The organism is Rhizobacter sp. (assembly GCF_046595475.1).
Classification (GTDB): domain Bacteria; phylum Pseudomonadota; class Gammaproteobacteria; order Burkholderiales; family Burkholderiaceae_C; genus Rhizobacter.
This window is the reverse complement of the sequence record NZ_JBKJOQ010000105.1, coordinates 1-17,192: the sequence shown is the minus strand read 5'-3', so window position 1 is coordinate 17,192 and position 17,192 is coordinate 1. Positions and strand designations below refer to the sequence as shown.

Here is a 17,192-nt window from a genome sequence, read left to right as displayed (position 1 = left end):
AGCAGCACAATCCATCATCGCCCGCGCTACAGACTGCGTGCGAACCGCCACATGAACCGCTACTTCAACACCGACGACTGGACGGCGCACCCCGCCTTGCGGGTGTTGGCGCTGGCGTGGGTGGTGGCCGCGGCGCAATCGCCCGACGCAGCCTGGGCCTGGAGTGCCTGCCTGGCCATAGGGCTGATCGCGAGCCAATGGCGCATGCCAGCAGCCGAGGCCGATGCCCCGCCTGTAGCCCTGCGTGAGCTGCAAGCCACCGTGCCGGCTCGGCGCCGCACAGACAGCGCTGCACCTCACAGCATCGCCAAGCTCAAGCCCAAGCTGCCCCTGCTGAACGCGCACCAAGACTCGCTGCCCGGCCTGAGCACGCCCGAGCAGCTGAACGACACCCGCGAGCCGTGGGAGCAAGACCTGCGCGCGCGCGACCTTTCGCTGTGCGTGCTGTACGTCGGGCTCGACAGCTTTGAGCCGGTCACCGAGCGCTACGGCCAAGAGGCCGGCGACCATGTCTTGACCCAGATCGCCAAACGCCTGCGCCACTTGGCGCGCGACGAAGACCGGGTGATGCGGCTGCAGGGGCAAGAGTTCGCCCTGTTGCTGAGCTGCCCGTCAGGCGAAGCGGTGGCTTTCTCGCGCACCATGGCGGCACGTGTTGCCCACGAAGTGCGGCGGCCGCTGGGCTACCGCACGGTGAGCAACCTGCACATAGGCTGCAGTGTGGGCACGGCCATCTGGCCTCAAAGCAGCGACACACTGGAAGGCGTCATGCGACACGCTGAAGAGTCGCTAGCATCAGCCCGCAGCCGGCAAGCCCCACAGCCTCAAGACGCTTGCGCGTGAGCCGGGTCTGAACCTGGCCCCGCTACGGGCGGGCACCGGTTTCAGTGCGCGCCGCCGGCATCGGCCCCAGCCGCATTCACCTGCGGTTTGGTCAGCCACACCATGCTGATCAACACCACGAAGGCAACGGACGACAGCCAGAAGATGTCGGTGGCCGCCATGGTGAAGGCCTGCTGGTTGATCAGCCGGTCGACCACGGCCAGCGCCTGCTCATGGCTGTAGCCGGCAGCACCCAGCTGGCTGAGCGTCTGCATTGCAGTGTCGTTGCCGCGGTTGATGCTCTCGGCCAGATGCGCGTGGTGCATCACGGCACGGCTCTCCCACGCGGTGGTGAAGAGTGAGGTGCCCACTGCACCCGCGGTGATGCGCACGAAGTTGCTCAGGCCTGCCGCGGCCGGCATGCGGTCGGGCGTGAGACCCGAGAACACGATGGCCTGCAGCGGAATGAAGAAGAACGCCATCGCTGCGCCTTGCAACACCGTGGGGATCAGGATGGTCATGAAATCGGCTTGGGTGTTGAAGTGCGAGCGCATCCACAGCACCAGCGCAAAGCCGAGAAAGGCAACGGTTGCGAGCTTGCGCGGGTCGATGCGTCGCACGTTCTTGCCCACCCAGGGTGAGAGCACGATGGCCAGCAGCCCCACCGGCGCCAACGCGAAGCCGGCCCAGGTGGCGGTGTAGCCCATGTACTGCTGCAGCCACAGCGGCATCAACACCACGTTGCCGAAAAAGAGGCCGTAGGCAATGGCCAACGAGGTCGAGCCCAGCCAGAAGTTGCGCCCTGCGAAGAGGCGCAGGTCGACGATGGGGTGCTTCTCGGTCAGCTCCCAAGCCAGGAAGAAGAGAAAGCTCACCACCGCCACGATGGCGAGTGTGACGATCTGGGCCGAAGAGAACCAGTCGAGCTCCTTGCCTTTGTCGATCATGATCTGCATGGCGCCGATGAAGAGCACCAGCAGCGTGAGGCCGATGTAATCGAGCGGCACGCGGCGTGGCCCCGGGTCGCGGGTGCGGTAGATCGACCAGGTGGCAGCGGCTGCCACCAAGCCCACGGGAATGTTGATGTAGAAGATCCAAGGCCACGACATGGTGTCGGTGATCCAGCCGCCGAGCAGCGGCCCGACCACCGGCGCCACCAGCACGGTCATCGCCCACATTGCCATCGCAATGCCGGCTTTGGCCGGTGGGTAGCTTGCGAGCAGCAGCGTTTGCGAGAGCGGAATCATCGGCCCGGCGACCAGGCCTTGCAGCACGCGGAAAGCGATCAGCGACTCGATGTTGGGCGCGAGGCCACACAGCCACGAGGCCACCACGAAGAGCAGGATGCTGGCGGTGAACAAGCGCACCTGGCCGAAGCGCTGCGTGAGCCAACCGGTAAGCGGCACCGAGATGGCATTGGCAACACCGAAAGAGGTGATGACCCAGGTGCCTTGCGCCGGGCTCACGCCCATGTCGCCGGCAATGGCGGGGATCGACACGTTCGCAATCGAACTGTCGAGCACATTCATGAAGGTGGCCAGCGACAGCGCCACCGTTCCCAGCACAAGCTGGCTGCCGGTGAGCGGCGTAAAGGCGACCGGGCCCCGCGGCGGCGCAGCAGGCGCTGGCGCAGGGCTAGCCGACAGGTCGGCGCTGGTGGTGGTGGAAGACATGTTCAGTTCTTGGTGAGATTAATTCGGGCCCTGATGGGTGACGCGCTTCAGCCCAGTTCCGTTCGCCTCGCGCCCAGTTCCGTTCGACCTGCGCCCAGTTCCGTTCGCCCCACTTACAACCCCGTTCGCCCTGAGGTATCGAAGGGTGCGCCAGTGCACATCGCTGCCCTTCGATCCCTCAGGGCGCACGAAGCCAGTGGAACGGCGGATGCACATCACGAATCAGGATTCGGAATCACTTGCCCGCAGCGATGGCGGCGGTAGAAGTAGTCGCCAGCGCCGAACTCAGGGTGCTCACCTCAGCGGAAGCGGGGGGTGTTGCACGCCTGGCCTGCACCGGCGACTTGATCGCGCGGCCGAGGTTGGCGGCGATGATCTTGCGCACTTCGGCATCGGCGTCCACGTGGCCCGGCGCTGCGGTGTTCTGTGCGACGGCCGTGGTGCGTGGCGCGTCGGCCAGGGTCTTGCCGCTGGTATCACTCACGTCCACGCGCGCTTCCATCGAAAGACCCACACGCAGCGGGTGCTCGGCCACTTGCTTGGCGTCTAGCGTCACGCGCACGGGCAGGCGTTGCACCACCTTGATCCAGTTGCCGGTGGCGTTTTGCGCCGGCAGAAGGGCAAATGCGGCGCCGGTACCGGCACCCAGGCCGTCGACACGGCCGTTGTATTCGACCTTGTTGCCGTACATGTCGGCCACCAGCGTGACGGGCTGGCCGATGCGCAGGTTCTTGAGCTGGCTTTCCTTGAAGTTGGCGTCGACCCAGAGCTGGTTGAGCGCGATCACCGACATCAGCGGTGCACCGGCTTGCACGCGCTGGCCCAGCTGCACGCTGCGCTTGGCGATGTAGCCGTCGACCGGCGCAGCGAGATCAGCGCGCTTCACGGCCAGGTAGGCCTCGCGCACACGTGCCGACGCGCGCAGCACGTTGGGGTGCTGCTCGACTGAGGTGTTGTCGGTGAGCGCCTGGTTTGAGGTGAGCTGCTCGCGCGCGGCCACCGCAGCCGATTGGGCCGCGGCAACAGCACTCTTGGCGGTGGCGAGCTGGGCGGTGGCGTGGTTGTATTCCTCCTTGCCCACGGCGCCGCTGGCCAGCAGCGGCGCGCGGCGCGACACGTCGTCTTGCGCGCGGGCCACGTCGCCTTGCACGCGGGCCAGGTCGGCTTCGCGCAGGGCGATCTGCGCCTTCAGTGTCGAGTTGTTGACGAACAGCGTGCGCACTTCGCGCACGGTTTGCGCGAGCTGGGCTTCGGCCTGGTCGAGCGCCACTTGGGCGTCGGCGGGGTCTAGCTTCACGATCACCTGGCCGGCCTTCACGAAGTCGGTGTCGTCTGCATTGATGGCCAGCACGGTGCCGCCGACCTGCGGCGTGAGCTGCACCACGTTGCCTTGCACGTAGGCGTTGTCGGTGTGCTCGTAGTGGTTGAGCACCAGCGCGTAGTAGGCGCCGTAGGCGATGCCGGCGACGACGACGACCGCGGCCACGGCCGTCAGGGCCTTCTTGCGAGCGGGGTTGCCAGCGGGAGTAGCTTGTTGTTGGGGGGCGCTCATGGGTTGTGCTCCAGGAAATTCAGCGTGTTTGTGGTGGTGTGTTCAGTGGCCAGCGGCGACGCGCGCGGAGTCGGTGACATAGCCACCCCCCAACGAGCGAATCAGCGCGACCTGCGTGTCGAGCGCGCGCGCCTTCAGCTCTGTGGCCGCCCGGCGTTGGGCGAGCACATTCGCTTCGGCGTTGAGCACCACCAGGTAGGTGCCCAAGCCGGCCTTGTAGCGCTGCACCGCCACGTCGTAGGCCGACTCGGCGGCTTCTTGCGCCTGGCCTTGCTCGGTCTGCTGGCGGGCGATGGATTGCAGCGAGCTGATCTGGTCGGCCACATCGCGCACCGCGTCGAGTACCGCGGCGTTATAGGTTTCGACAGCGGCATCGAGATCGGCCGACTTGCCGCGCAGGCTGGCGCGCAAACGGCCCGAGTCGAAGATGGGCAGGCGGATCGCCGGGCCCACACCGTACTGCTCGCTGCCACTCTTGAACAGGCGGTCGAGGCCGATGCTGGCCAAGCCGGCAAAGGCGGTGAGGTTGACGTTGGGATAGAACTGCGCGCGCGCACCGGCCACGTCATGGGTGGCGGCTTCGACACGCCAGCGCGCCGCGCTGATGTCGGCGCGGCGGCCCAGCAAATCGGCCGGCACACTGGCGGGCAGTGGCACGGCTTGCACGGCCACGAGGTGCGGCGTGAGCGAGTCCAGCGCTTGCGGTGCCTGGCCGCTGAGGGCGGCCAGCGCGTGGCGGGTGAGCGTGATCTGCTCGTCTATCGCTTCGAGCTGGGCGCGGGTCTCGGGCAAGGCACCTTCGCCCTGGCGCAGCTCAACCTTGGTGTCCAGCCCGGCCTGCACGCGCTGGCGTATGAGCGACAAGATTTCATCGCGCTGTGCCAGCGAGCGTTGCGCCACCTCGCGCTGCTCGACCAAGCGGGCCAGCTGCACGTAGCCGCGCGCCACGTTGCTGGCCAACAGCACGCGGGCGGCTTGCGTGTCGGCTTCGGCGGCGCGCTGGGTGCCGATGGCAACGTCTAGCGCGGCGCGGTTGCGGCCGAAGAAATCGATTTCCCACGAGGCGCCTGCCTGCAGCGTGCCGCTGTTGCGGTACGAGCCCGCGAGCGGCGGCGGCACCGCCCCGTTGGCGGTGTAGCGCTGGCGGGTCACGTCCAGCGAGCCGTTGACCTGCAGGCCTTGTGCGGCATGCGCGCTGTCGACCGCCGCTTGCGAGCGGGCCAAACGCGCCTGCGCGGCCTTGAGATTGGGGTTGCCATCGAGCGCACGGGTGACGAGGCCCGACAAGGTGGCATCGCCAAAGCCTTGCCACCAGTCGGCAGCCAGAGGAGCGGCAGTCGCTACACCGAGGCCGGCAGTATTGGCCGCCAGCGGCTTGGCAGAAGGCGGCGCAATACCGGCGGTGCTGGCGCAGCCGGCCAGCGTGAGCACCAGGCTGGAAGCCAGTGCGACCACCAGCACCGTCAGCGTGGGCAGTGCCCGTGCAGCGCGGCGCAGAGGAAGGTTAAGGGGGTGTGACATGAGGGGCATCTTTCGAGAAGCTTGTTCGGGCTTTATTTGCTTAGGCAGTTAATTGGATGACGGTTCAGGCCGCTTCGCGTCTTGCGCTTCGGCGCTCTCGCGCATGCTTTCGCCATTGGCCAGCATGCGCCGCATGTAGCCGGTGAGCGCCTGCCACTCGGTCTTGGAGAAGCCGGCCAGATGAGCATTCATCACCTCGCTCAGCGCCGCCGGAATCTTGTCGGCCGCGGCCTCGCCTTCGGCTGTGAGTTCAAGGTTGACCACGCGGCGGTCTTCGGTGGAGCGCACCCGCTTGCACAGGCCCTTCGCCTCCAGCCTGTCGAGGAGACGGGTGGTGGCGCCGGGGTCGGTCTGCAGCTCACGCGCCAGCTCGGCCACGGTCGAGACCACGCATTTGCGCAGCTTGAAGAGTGGCTCCCATTGCGCATGGGTGAGGCCATGCGGCTCCAGGCGCTTGTCGGTTTCTTGTTTCATCGAATGAAGCAGCCGGCGCACCAAAAAGCCTACGCTTTCGTCCGGGCCGTACTCGTTCGGACGGTAGAACTCGGCAGGTGGCAGGGGACGTGGCATGTCGGTCGGCGCTGGGCCTTTTGGTGCAGTGCACACAATTTAAATGCCTAGGCATTTAATGTCAAGGCTTTGATTTGTGAACTAAGTCCAGGCCAGTTTTGCTCCCCTACACTGGCCCGATGTCTGCCACCCCCCTTTCCCTGCCAACCACCCAGCAAGCGAACGCCCCGGCCAAAACCGTGCGCTCGCTGAGCGGGCTGGGCCCCTTCCTGCACCCCTACCGCGGGCGCATCGCGCTGGCCGTGCTGTTCCTGGTGCTCGCCGCGGTGAGCACACTGATCTTCCCGGTGGCGCTCAAGTCGCTGATCGACCAAGGCATGGTGGCCACCGACCCCGGCGAGCGGGTATTGGCGCTGCGCGGGCATTTCGTCGCCTTGTTTGGCGTAGGCGCCGCGCTGGGGCTTTTCTCAGCCGCGCGCTTCTACATGGTCAGCTGGCTGGGCGAGCGCATCACGGCCGACCTGCGCAACGCCGTCTATGCCCATGTGGTGAGGCAGAGCCCCGAGTTTTTCGAAACCACGCAAACCGGCGAAGTGCTGTCGCGTCTGACCACCGACACCACGCTCGTGCAGACCGTGGTCGGCTCCAGCCTCAGCATGGGCTTGCGCAATGGCGTGATGGGCGCGGGCGCGATGCTGATGCTCATCATCACCAACCCCTATGTGATGACGCAGGTGCTGGGCATTTTGGTGCTGGTGGTGCTGCCCTCGCTGTACTTCGGGCGCCGCGTGCGCAAGCTTTCGCGCGCCAGCCAAGACCGCGTGGCCGACTCGAGCGCCATTGCGGCCGAGATCTTGAACGCCATTCCGGTGGTGCAAAGCTACACGCAAGAGCAGCGCGAAGCGAAGCGCTTCGACGCCGCGACCGAAAACGCCTTCAACACCGCCATACGCCGCACACGAGTGCGCTCGGGCCTGGTGGCATTCATCATCACCGCCACCTTCGGCGCGCTGCTGTGGGGCTTGTACCAGGGCACACGCGCCGTGATGGGCGGGCAGATCAGCGCGGGCCACCTCGGGCAAACAGTCGTTTACGTGGTGATCCTGGTCAGCTCGGTGGCCGTGCTGTCCGAGGTGTATGGCGACTTGCTGCGCGCCGCGGGCGCCACCGAGCGGCTGATGGAGCTGCTGGCCACTCGCTCACCCATCGAATCACCCGCACACCCCGTGTCGCTGCCGGCCACGCAAGCGGGCTCGGCCGTTGCGTTGCGCGACGTGACCTTCCGCTACCCCTCGCGCCCGCAGCACCCTTCGCTGCAGCACGTGAGCCTGCAGGTGCAACCTGGTGAAACCGTGGCGCTGGTCGGCCCGAGCGGCGCCGGCAAGAGCACGGTGTTTCAGCTGCTGCTGCGCTTCTACGACGTGGCCGATGGTTCGGTGAGCATCGACGGCGTGCCGGTGCGCGACACCTCGCTTGCCGAGCTGCGCCAGCGCATCGGCATCGTGCCGCAAGACAGCGTGATCTTCTCGGCCAATGCGCTGGAAAACATACGCTACGGCAAGCCCGATGCAAGTGACGACGAGGTGATGGCCGCCGCGCGCGCTGCTTTTGCCGATGACTTCATCCGCCAGCTTCCCGAGGGCTACAACACCTTTCTCGGCGAGCGTGGCGTGCGCCTCTCGGGCGGGCAGCGGCAACGCATCAGCATCGCCCGCGCCATGCTGAAGAACCCGCCACTGCTCTTGCTCGACGAAGCCACCAGTGCGCTCGACGCGGAGAGCGAGCGCATGGTGCAGGCTGCGCTGGTGTCGGCGATGAAAGGTCGCACCACTCTGGTCATCGCGCACCGGCTGGCCACCGTGCAACGCGCCGACCGCATCGTGGTGCTGGAGCATGGCCGCATCGTTGAAACCGGCACGCATGCTGAGCTGGCGGCGGCCGGCGGCTTGTACGCCCGCTTGGCGGCACTGCAATTCGAGCAATGAATTGTTTCCGCTGTAGGCGGTGTCTGACACGGGCTGCTTGGCGTCTTCCGACAGACGGGCCTTAAGCTTGGCGCGACACTGCTACCTCGCGCGGTGATGCCGCTTTGAAGGAGATTTGAGATGAACAGAAAACCCGCAATTCGGCTCGCCCTCGTGTGCCTCACATCTGCATCGGTGATGCTTGCCGGCTGTGAAAGCATGAGCCCCACACAAAAAGGCACTGCCGTTGGCGCAGGTGGCGGTGCAGCAGCCGGCGCGGTGATCAGCCGTGCCACTGGCGGCAGCGCCGGCACCGGTGCCGTGATCGGCGGCGCCTTGGGCGCCGTGGTCGGCAACATCTGGTCGAAGAAGCAGGAAGAGCGCCGCGCCGCACTGGAGCAGTCCACCAAAGGCACTGGCGTTGAAGTCACCCGCACGGCCGACAACCAGCTCAAGCTCAACGTGCCCAACGACATCTCGTTTGACGTGAACCGCGCCAACATCAAGCCTGAGCTGCGCAGCGTGCTCGACAACTTTGCCGGCAGCCTTCAAGGCGACCCGAACGTGCGCGTGAGCATCATCGGCCACACCGACAGCACCGGTTCCGACGCCACCAACAACCCGCTGTCGCTCGAGCGCGCCCAAAGCGTGCGCGACTATCTGTCGTCGCGTGGCGTGTCGTCGTCGCGCATCGAGACCGCTGGCCGTGGCGAGCGTGAGCCGATTGCCGACAACAACAGCGATGCCGGCCGCGCCCGTAACCGCCGCGTTGAAATCTTCTTGCGCGAGCCAGGCCAGTCCTGAGTTCTTCGCAAGAGGTTGAAGAATGGGCGCCGCAAGGCGCCCTTTTTTATGCTCAGAGATAATCCGCGGGCACCCCTACAGGAGCCGTTCACGTGACCCGCCCCACCCGTTCCCAGTACGAAGACTTCATGCGGCACGTGCACGCGCACGGTGTGTTCAAGGCCGACCGCACGGGCACTGGCACCAAGAGCGTTTTTGGCCACCAGATGCGCTTCGACCTTAATGAAGGTTTCCCGCTCGTCACCACCAAGAAGGTGTTCACCAAGGCGGTGATCCTGGAGCTGCTTTGGTTTCTGCGCGGCGACAGCAATGCCACCTGGCTGCAGACACGCGGCGTGACCATCTGGGACGAATGGGCGGCGCCCAACGGCGACCTGGGGCCGGTGTATGGCGTGCAATGGCGCTCTTGGCCCACGCCCGACGGCGGCCACATCGACCAGATCGCCGAGGTGGTGAAGGCGCTCAAGACCAACCCCGATTCACGCCGCATCATCGTGAGCGCCTGGAATGTGGCCGAGCTGTCAAAGATGGCGCTGATGCCCTGCCACGCGTTCTTCCAGTTCTACGTGGCCGATGGCCGTTTGAGCTGTCAGCTCTACCAGCGCAGCGCCGACATCTTCCTGGGCGTGCCCTTCAACATCGCGAGTTACGCCCTGCTCACCCACATGCTGGCCCAGCAGTGCGACCTGCAGGTGGGCGACTTCATCTGGACGGGTGGCGACTGCCACATCTACAGCAACCACAGCGAGCAGGTGACGCTGCAGCTCTCGCGCCAGCCTCACCCCTACCCCAGCTTGCGCATCAAGCGCCGGCCCGAGTCGATCTTCGACTACCAGCTCGAAGACTTCGAGATCGCCGACTACCTGCACCACGAAGCCATCAAGGCGCCGGTGGCCGTTTGAAAAAATCACATCAGGAGACACACATGGCCAAAGGCTACTGGATGGTGCGCGTCGATATCACCGACACGGAGCAATACAAGGCCTACGTGGCCGCCAATGCGGTGCCCTTCGCGAAGTACGGCGCGCGCTTCCTGGCGCGTGCCGGCCAGCACCAGGTGCTGGAAGGCAGCACGCGCAGCCGCAACGTGATCATCGAATTTCCGAGCTACCAGGCGGCGCTCGACTGCTGGCACTCTCCCGAGTACCAGACCGCGATGAAACTGCGCACCCCGGTCTCGACTGCCGACCTGCTGGTGATCGAAGGCTACGAAGGCCCGCAGCCGGGCCAGTGACGCTTCAGCTCAGCGCTGCCACGATCTCGGGCGGCGCTTGTACCAGCTCGATCAGCACGCCCTCGCCCGCCACCGGAAATTCGTCATTGCTCTTGGGGTGCACGAAGCAGATGTCGTAGCCGGCTGCGCCTTTGCGTATGCCGCCCGGTGCGAATCGCACGCCGTTGACCGTGAGCCATTCCACCGCCTGGGCCAAATCGTCGATCCACAGGCCCACGTGGTTGAGCGGCGTGGTGTGCACGGCCGGCTTCTTGTCCATGTCGAGTGGCTGCATCAGGTCGACCTCGACCTTGAAGGCCCCCTTTCCCATGGCGCAGATGTCTTCGTCGACGTTCTCGCGCTGGCTCACGAAGTTGCCGGTGACTTCGAGCCCCAGCTTGTCGACCCACAGCGTGCGCAGCCGCTCCTTGCTGGGGCCACCGATGGCGATCTGCTGGATGCCCAGCACCTTGAACGGTCGTTTGTTGTTCATTGGAACTTGATGATTACTTGATCGACAGACAGGCTCTCGCCCTTGCTGGCGGCTACTTCGGCCACCACGCAGTCTTGCGTGGCGAGCAAGATGTTTTCCATCTTCATCGCTTCGATGACCGCGAGTTTCTCGCCGGCCAACACCTTCTGGCCTGGCGTGACGGCCACGTCGACCAACAGGCCCGGCATGGGCGACAGCAAAAACTTCGACAGGTCGGGCGGTGCCTTGAACGGCATCAACGCATACAGCTGCGCCGCGCGCGGCGTGAGCACCTTGGCGTCGATCTGCGTGCCGTTGTGCGACACGCGGTACGACAGGCCCAAGCGCTCGATCTGCGCGCAAAAGGGCTCACCATCGAAGCTGCCGCGGATCACGATCTCGCGCAGCGGCGACTCGAAGCCGATGCGGTAGGTCTTGCCTTCGATCGTCACGTCGAAGCCTGCCGCGAGCCGCACCACCCGCACCGGCAACTGCTCGGTGCGCCCCTCGCCTAGCGAGGTGACCACCACGAAATCGGTGCCGATCTGGAACTCGTGGCCCGGCATCTGCCCGCTGATGCGCGTGGCGCGCTCCTGGTGCTGGCGGTTGGCCACAGCCGCCAGGGCTCGCAGGAAGACAGGGTCGTCGTGCGGCACAGCCTCAGCCGTGAAACCCTTGCCGTAGTGTTCGGCGATGAAGCCGGTGTTGAAGTCACCCGCCACAAACTTGGGGTGGGCCAGCAGCGCCGCCTGGAACGGAATGTTGGAGCTGATGCCGCGGATGGCAAAGGCATTCAACGCCGCACGCATCTTGGTGATGGCCTCGGCGCGGTCTTTCCCGTGCACGATGAGCTTGGCGATCATCGAGTCGTAGTACATCGGGATCTCGCCGCCTTCGTAGACGCCGGTGTCCACGCGCACGCCATCAACCTCCGGCGGCGGTGCGTACTTCACCAGCCGACCGGTCGAGGGCAGAAAGTTGCGGAACGGGTCTTCCGCATTGATGCGGCATTCCATGGCCCAGCCTTCGCGCTTGATCTCGCCCTGGGTGAACGGCAGCTTCTCGCCAGCGGCCACGCGAATCATGAGCTCCACCAGGTCGAGCCCGGTGATGCACTCGGTCACCGGGTGTTCCACCTGCAGGCGGGTGTTCATCTCCAGAAAGTAGAAGCTCTTGTCTTTGCCGACCACAAACTCCACAGTGCCGGCCGACTGATAGTTCACTGCCTTGGCCAGCGCCACAGCCTGCTCGCCCATGGCCTTGCGCGTGGCGTCATCAAGAAAGGGGCTGGGCGCTTCTTCGATCACCTTCTGGTGGCGGCGCTGGATGGAGCACTCGCGCTCCCACAGATAAACCGTGTTGCCATGCGCGTCGCCCAGCACCTGAATTTCGATGTGGCGCGGCTCCTCGACGAACTTCTCGATGAAGACCCGGTCGTCGCCGAAGCTGTTGCGCGCCTCGTTCTGGCAGGCCGTAAAGCCTTCGAAAGCTTCCCTGTCGTTGAAGGCCACGCGCAGGCCCTTGCCGCCGCCGCCAGCGCTCGCCTTGATCATCACGGGGTAGCCCACGCGCTTGGCGATTTCGACGGCATCTTTCGCGCTGCCGATGGCCGCGTTGTGGCCGGGAATCGTGTTGACCTTGGCTTCGCCCGCCAGCTTCTTCGACGCGATCTTGTCGCCCATGGCCGCGATGGACGCGTGCTTGGGGCCGATGAAGACGATGCCCTCTTCTTCTACCCGGCGCGCGAACTCTTCGTTCTCGCTCAGGAAGCCGTAGCCCGGGTGCACGGCCTGCGCGCCGGTCTGCTTGCAGGCGGCAATGATCTTGTCCATCACGAGATACGACTCACGCGACGGCGGCGCGCCGATGTGCACGGCCTCGTCGGCCAGCTCCACATGGCGCGCGTCGCGGTCTGCATCGGAGTAGACGGCGACGGTCTTGATGCCCATCTTCTTCGCGGTCTTGATGACGCGGCAGGCAATTTCGCCGCGGTTGGCGATCAGGATCTTCGTAAACATGTTCTTGTTCTCCGCCGCGCTCAAAGCGGAATGTTGCCGTGCTTGCGCCACGGGTTCTCGATCTTCTTGTTCCGCAGCATCACCAGTGAGCGGCAGATGCGCTTGCGCGTCTCGTGCGGCTGGATCACGTCGTCAATGAAGCCGCGTGCGCTCGCCACGAAAGGGTTGGCAAACTTGGCCTTGTACTCGGCTTCGCGCGCGGCCAACTTGGCCGGGTCGCTCTTCTCTTCGCGGAAGATGATCTCCACTGCGCCCTTGGCCCCCATCACCGCGATCTCGGCGTTGGGCCAGGCAAAGTTGACGTCGCCGCGCAAGTGCTTGGAGCTCATCACGTCATACGCCCCGCCGTATGCCTTGCGCGTGATGACGGTGATCTTGGGCACGGTGCACTCGGCATACGCATAGAGCAACTTGGCACCGTGCTTGATGATGCCGGCGTATTCCTGGCTGGTGCCCGGCATGAAACCTGGCACATCGACATAGGTGACGATGGGAATGTTGAAGGCATCGCAGAAGCGCACGAAGCGCGCGGCCTTGATGCTGCTCTTGATGTCCAGGCAACCGGCCAGCACCAGTGGCTGGTTGGCCACGATGCCCACCGTCTGCCCTTCCATGCGACAAAAGCCGATGACGATGTTCTTCGCGTACTCGGGCTGCAGCTCGAAGAATTCGCCGTCGTCGGCGGCCTTCACGATCAGCTCCTTCATGTCGTAGGGCTTGTTGGGGTTGTCGGGCACCAGGGTGTCTAGCGACCAGTCGATGCGCTCGGCCGGGTCGTTGCCGGGGCGCACCGGCGCCTTTTCGCGGTTGTTGAGCGGCAGGTAGTTGTAGAGCCGGCGCAGCATCAGCAACGCTTCGACGTCGTTCTCGAAGGCCAGGTCGGCCACACCGCTCTTGGTGGTGTGCGTGCCGGCGCCGCCCAGCTCTTCGGCCGTCACCTCTTCGTGCGTGACGGTTTTCACCACCTCGGGGCCTGTGACGAACATATAGCTGCTGTCCTTCACCATGAAGATGAAGTCTGTCATGGCCGGTGAGTAGACCGCGCCGCCCGCGCAGGGGCCCATGATCATGCTGATCTGCGGCACCACGCCCGAGGCCATCACATTGCGCTGGAACACCTCGGCATAGCCACCGAGTGAGGCCACGCCTTCCTGGATGCGCGCACCACCCGAGTCGTTGAGGCCAATCACAGGCGCGCCCACCTTCATGGCCTGGTCCATCACCTTGCAGATCTTCTCGGCATGAGCCTCGCTGAGCGCCCCGCCGAAGACGGTGAAGTCTTGGCTGTAGACGAACACCAGGCGGCCGTTGATCATGCCGTAGCCGGTGACCACACCATCGCCCGGAACCTTGTTGTCAGCCATGCCGAAATCGTGGCAACGATGCTCCACGAACATGTCCCACTCTTCGAAGGTGCCTTCGTCGAGCAGCAGCTCTAGCCGCTCGCGCGCAGTGAGCTTGCCCTTGCCGTGCTGGTTTGCAATGCGCTTCTCGCCGCCACCCAGGCGTGCCAGCGCGCGCTTGGCTTCGAGTTGTTCGATGATGTCGTGCATGGTGGTTCGCTCTAGGAGCGGGTGAAGAGTTGAAGCAACTGTCGCGCAGCCGAAGAAGGCGCAACGCGCGATTCGCTGACGCCGCGGGTGAGCTCGGGCAAGGCCTCGCGCACCGCCGTGTGGCTGCGAAAATCGGATTGCAAGGCCGACTGAATGATGTTCCACATCCAGGCCATGCCTTGTTGTTGGCGGCGAGCGTCGAACTCGCCGCTCGCACGCCGCTGCTGGGTGAAGCGCTCGACCTTCTCCCAGAAGGCGGTGACGCCCTGGCACTTGAGCGCGCTGAGTTGCAGCACGCGGGTCTCGTGCGGGTCGGCAGGGCCGCGGTGGCCGAACAGGCGCAGGGCGCTGGCGATTTGCGCTTCGGCGCGGGTGGCGGCGTCAGCGTCCAGGTCGGCCTTGTTGATGAGAACCAGGTCGGCCAGCTCCATCACGCCGCGCTTGATGGCCTGCAGGTCGTCACCGGCATTGGGCAGCTGCATCAGCACAAACATGTCGGTCATGCCGGCCACCGCCGTCTCGCTTTGGCCCACGCCCACGGTCTCAACGATCACCACGTCATAACCCGCGGCCTCGAACACCAGCATGGCCTCGCGCGTCTTCTCGGCCACGCCACCGAGCGTGCCCGAGGCGGGGCTGGGGCGGATGTAGGCCGCGTCGTGCACCGACAGCCGCTCCATGCGCGTCTTGTCGCCCAGGATGGAGCCGCCAGAGATGCTGGACGAGGGGTCTATGGTCAGCACGGCCACGCGGTGGCCCTTGTCGATGAGCGCAAGGCCCAGCACCTCGATGAAGGTCGACTTGCCCACGCCCGGCACGCCCGAGATGCCCAGGCGCAGCGCGTTGCCGGCGTGGGGAAGCAGGGCGTTGAGCAAGGCATCGGCGCGCAGGCGGTGGTCGGGGCGGGTGGATTCGAGGAGAGTGATGGCCTTGGCGATGGTGCGGCGGTCTGCATGGCGCACGCCTTCGAACAAGGCTAGGTCGAAGCCAGAGAGGAAGGGCCCTTCGACAGGCTCAGGGTGAACGGTGGGTGTTTTCCGTTCGGGCTGAGCTTGTCGAAGCCGGGTGTCGCTTGGCGCTGGCCCTTCGACAAGCTCAGGTCGAACGGCGGCCGTACTCCGTCCGGGCTGAGCCTGTCGAAGCCCGTCGCGATTGCGCGTCAGCAGCTGAATCGCCGCCCAATCCCCCGCAATCAACGCCTCCTTCTTCGCCCGAGACCACCCCTTCACCCGCAGCTCGAACGCCAGCGCCTCAGCACGCGACTCAAACTCGCCCTGCCACACCAGCTCTACCGGCTTGCGCGTCGCCGTGTACCCGATCTCGCCTTCTTCATGCTGGCGCATGCGCAGCCCCATGTCATCGGTGTGTCCGCAGTAGTACGAACCATCACCACAGCGCAGCAAATAGGTATGGAACGCCACAGGAGATCAGGCCTCGGCGAGCTTGGCCTTGATCTGCTCGAGCACGTCTTTCGCGCTCGCCGGGATAGGCGTTCCCGGGCCGTAAATGCCCTTCACGCCCGCTTCGTACAGGAAGTCGTAGTCCTGCCGTGGGATCACACCACCGACGAAAACGATGATGTCGTCGGCACCCTGCGCCTTGAGCGACTCGATGATCGCCGGCACCAGCGTCTTGTGGCCTGCTGCAAGGGTGCTCACGCCGACCGCATGCACGTCGTTTTCAATTGCCTGCCGAGCGCATTCCTCAGCGGTCTGAAACAGCGGGCCCATGTCGACGTCAAAGCCCAGGTCGGCAAAGGCAGACGCCACCACCTTAGCCCCGCGGTCGTGGCCGTCTTGGCCCAGCTTGGCGATCATCACGCGCGGGCGGCGGCCCTGCGCTTCGGCGAAGGCGGCAATCTCCTGCTGGAGCTCGGCCCAGCCTTCAGCGCTGTCATAGGCGGCTGCGTACACACCGGTTACCTTTTGCGTGTCGGCGCGGTGGCGCCCCCAGATCTTCTCTAGCGCGTCACTGACCTCGCCCACCGTGGCGCGCACGCGCACGGCCTTGATGGAGAGGTCGAGCAGGTTGCCCTCGCCACTTTCTGCGCAAGCCGTCAAAGCGTCAAGCGCCGCTTGCACCGCCGGGCCATCGCGTGAGGCGCGTATGGCGCGCAGCCGCGCCACCTGGTTGTCGCGCACCGCGTGGTTGTCGATGTCGCGGCTCTCGATGGCGTCTTCTTTTGCCAATTTGTACTTGTTCACGCCCACGATCACGTCTTGGCCTGAGTCGATGCGCGCCTGCTTTTCGGCCGCGCTGGCCTCGATCTTCAGCTTGGCCCAACCGCTCTGCACAGCCTTCGTCATACCGCCTAGCGCGTTTACCTCTTCGATGATGGCCCAGGCCGCGTCGGCCATGTCTTGCGTCAGCTTCTCCATCATGTAGCTGCCCGCCCAGGGGTCGACCACGTTGGGGATGTGCGTCTCTTCCTGGATGATGAGCTGGGTGTTGCGCGCAATGCGCGACGAGAAATCGGTGGGCAACGCGATGGCTTCGTCAAAGCTGTTGGTGTGCAGCGATTGCGTGCCCCCAAACACCGCAGCCATCGCCTCGATGGTGGTGCGCACGACGTTGTTGTACGGGTCTTGCTCGGTCAGGCTCCAGCCCGAGGTCTGGCAATGCGTGCGCAGCATCAGGCTCTTGGCCGCCTTGGGCTTGAACTCATTCATGATCTTCCACCACAGCAGCCGCGCCGCGCGCATCTTGGCCACCTCCAGGTAGAAGTTCATGCCGACGGCCCAGAAAAAGCTCAGGCGCCCGGCGAATTCGTCAACGTCGAGCCCCTTGGCCAGCGCGGTCTTCACGTACTCGCGGCCATCGGCCAGCGTGAAGGCCAGCTCCAGCGCCTGGTTGGCGCCGGCCTCCTGCATGTGGTAGCCGGAGATCGAGATCGAGTTGAACTTGGGCATGTTCTGCGCCGTGTACTCGATGATGTCGCCGATGATCCGCATGCTCGGCTGCGGCGGGTAGATGTAGGTGTTGCGCACCATGAACTCTTTGAGGATGTCGTTCTGGATCGTCCCCGCAAGCTGCTCCGGCTTCACCCCCTGCTCCTCCGCCGCCGCGATGTAGAGCGCCATCACCGGCAGC

Annotated in this window: 14 protein-coding genes and 1 pseudogene; 5 read left to right on the top strand and 10 right to left on the bottom strand. The window is 65.2% G+C overall.

Translation table 11 applies throughout. From position 1 onward, the window contains the following. Nucleotides 1-51: 51 nt before the first annotated feature. Nucleotides 52-843, top strand: a complete 792-nt coding sequence (locus tag AC30QB_RS18915) for a GGDEF domain-containing protein (protein ID WP_489547814.1) — start codon at nucleotides 52-54, stop codon at nucleotides 841-843. A gap of 41 nt (nucleotides 844-884) precedes the next feature. On the opposite strand, the gene AC30QB_RS18910 is transcribed toward AC30QB_RS18915, so the two are convergent. The 4 genes from AC30QB_RS18910 to AC30QB_RS18895 all read right to left on the bottom strand — a co-directional run bounded on the left by AC30QB_RS18910 (nucleotide 885) and on the right by AC30QB_RS18895 (nucleotide 6,138). After that, entirely contained in the window at nucleotides 885-2,495 is a 1,611-nt protein-coding gene (locus AC30QB_RS18910; RefSeq protein ID WP_489547813.1) for a DHA2 family efflux MFS transporter permease subunit, read from the bottom strand. A gap of 235 nt (nucleotides 2,496-2,730) precedes the next feature. Then, on the bottom strand, nucleotides 2,731-4,047 hold the full coding sequence (locus AC30QB_RS18905) for an EmrA/EmrK family multidrug efflux transporter periplasmic adaptor subunit (RefSeq protein ID WP_489547812.1): 1,317 nt from the start codon (nucleotides 4,045-4,047) through the stop codon (nucleotides 2,731-2,733). A 42-nt stretch (nucleotides 4,048-4,089) separates the two neighbouring features. Continuing rightward, nucleotides 4,090-5,568 carry an efflux transporter outer membrane subunit gene (locus tag AC30QB_RS18900; protein WP_489547811.1) on the bottom strand — a complete coding sequence of 493 codons (1,479 nt, stop codon included), beginning with the start codon at nucleotides 5,566-5,568 and terminating at the stop codon, nucleotides 4,090-4,092. Between the two features lie 48 nt (nucleotides 5,569-5,616). Beyond that, complete coding sequence (locus tag AC30QB_RS18895) at nucleotides 5,617-6,138, bottom strand: MarR family winged helix-turn-helix transcriptional regulator (protein ID WP_489547810.1); 522 nt, start codon at nucleotides 6,136-6,138, stop codon at nucleotides 5,617-5,619. Between the two features lie 119 nt (nucleotides 6,139-6,257). On the opposite strand from AC30QB_RS18895, the gene AC30QB_RS18890 reads away from it, so the two are divergent. The 4 genes from AC30QB_RS18890 (at nucleotide 6,258) to AC30QB_RS18875 (ending at nucleotide 10,080) form a co-directional block, all read left to right on the top strand. Beyond that, nucleotides 6,258-8,063, top strand: coding sequence for an ABC transporter transmembrane domain-containing protein (locus AC30QB_RS18890; protein ID WP_489547809.1), 1,806 nt, complete (start codon nucleotides 6,258-6,260; stop codon nucleotides 8,061-8,063). Between the two features lie 120 nt (nucleotides 8,064-8,183). After that, complete coding sequence (locus AC30QB_RS18885) at nucleotides 8,184-8,846, top strand: YiaD family glycine zipper/OmpA-like lipoprotein (protein ID WP_489547808.1); 663 nt, start codon at nucleotides 8,184-8,186, stop codon at nucleotides 8,844-8,846. A 92-nt stretch (nucleotides 8,847-8,938) separates the two neighbouring features. Then, a complete protein-coding gene (locus AC30QB_RS18880) occupies nucleotides 8,939-9,748 on the top strand; it encodes a thymidylate synthase (RefSeq protein ID WP_489547807.1) in 810 nt (269 codons plus the stop codon). Between the two features lie 23 nt (nucleotides 9,749-9,771). After that, nucleotides 9,772-10,080, top strand: a complete 309-nt coding sequence (locus AC30QB_RS18875; protein ID WP_489547806.1) for a DUF1330 domain-containing protein — start codon at nucleotides 9,772-9,774, stop codon at nucleotides 10,078-10,080. Between the two features lie 4 nt (nucleotides 10,081-10,084). Here the strand turns inward: AC30QB_RS18875 and AC30QB_RS18870 are convergent, their stop codons facing one another. From AC30QB_RS18870 to scpA, 6 genes and pseudogenes are all read right to left on the bottom strand, one after another. After that, nucleotides 10,085-10,552: a VOC family protein gene (locus AC30QB_RS18870; RefSeq protein WP_489547805.1), complete on the bottom strand. Its 468-nt coding sequence runs from the start codon at nucleotides 10,550-10,552 to the stop codon at nucleotides 10,085-10,087. Next, the gene (gene accC / locus AC30QB_RS18865) at nucleotides 10,549-12,549 is read right to left on the bottom strand and encodes an acetyl-CoA carboxylase biotin carboxylase subunit (RefSeq protein WP_489547804.1); all 2,001 of its coding nucleotides are present in this window, start codon (nucleotides 12,547-12,549) and stop codon (nucleotides 10,549-10,551) included. The genes AC30QB_RS18870 and accC overlap by 4 nt, the downstream gene beginning before the upstream one ends. Before the next feature lie 20 nt (nucleotides 12,550-12,569). Then, the gene (locus AC30QB_RS18860; protein WP_489547803.1) at nucleotides 12,570-14,102 is read right to left on the bottom strand and encodes an acyl-CoA carboxylase subunit beta; all 1,533 of its coding nucleotides are present in this window, start codon (nucleotides 14,100-14,102) and stop codon (nucleotides 12,570-12,572) included. Between the two features lie 11 nt (nucleotides 14,103-14,113). Then, nucleotides 14,114-15,076 carry a methylmalonyl Co-A mutase-associated GTPase MeaB gene (meaB, locus tag AC30QB_RS18855; protein ID WP_489547840.1) on the bottom strand — a complete coding sequence of 321 codons (963 nt, stop codon included), beginning with the start codon at nucleotides 15,074-15,076 and terminating at the stop codon, nucleotides 14,114-14,116. A gap of 240 nt (nucleotides 15,077-15,316) precedes the next feature. Then, nucleotides 15,317-15,523 (bottom strand): annotated as a pseudogene (locus AC30QB_RS18850) (GIY-YIG nuclease family protein); the annotation flags it as partial. 6 nt (nucleotides 15,524-15,529) lie between these two features. Next, nucleotides 15,530-17,192 (bottom strand): methylmalonyl-CoA mutase (gene scpA / locus AC30QB_RS18845; RefSeq protein ID WP_489547802.1); only part of this gene is annotated, 1,663 nt, incomplete at its 5' end.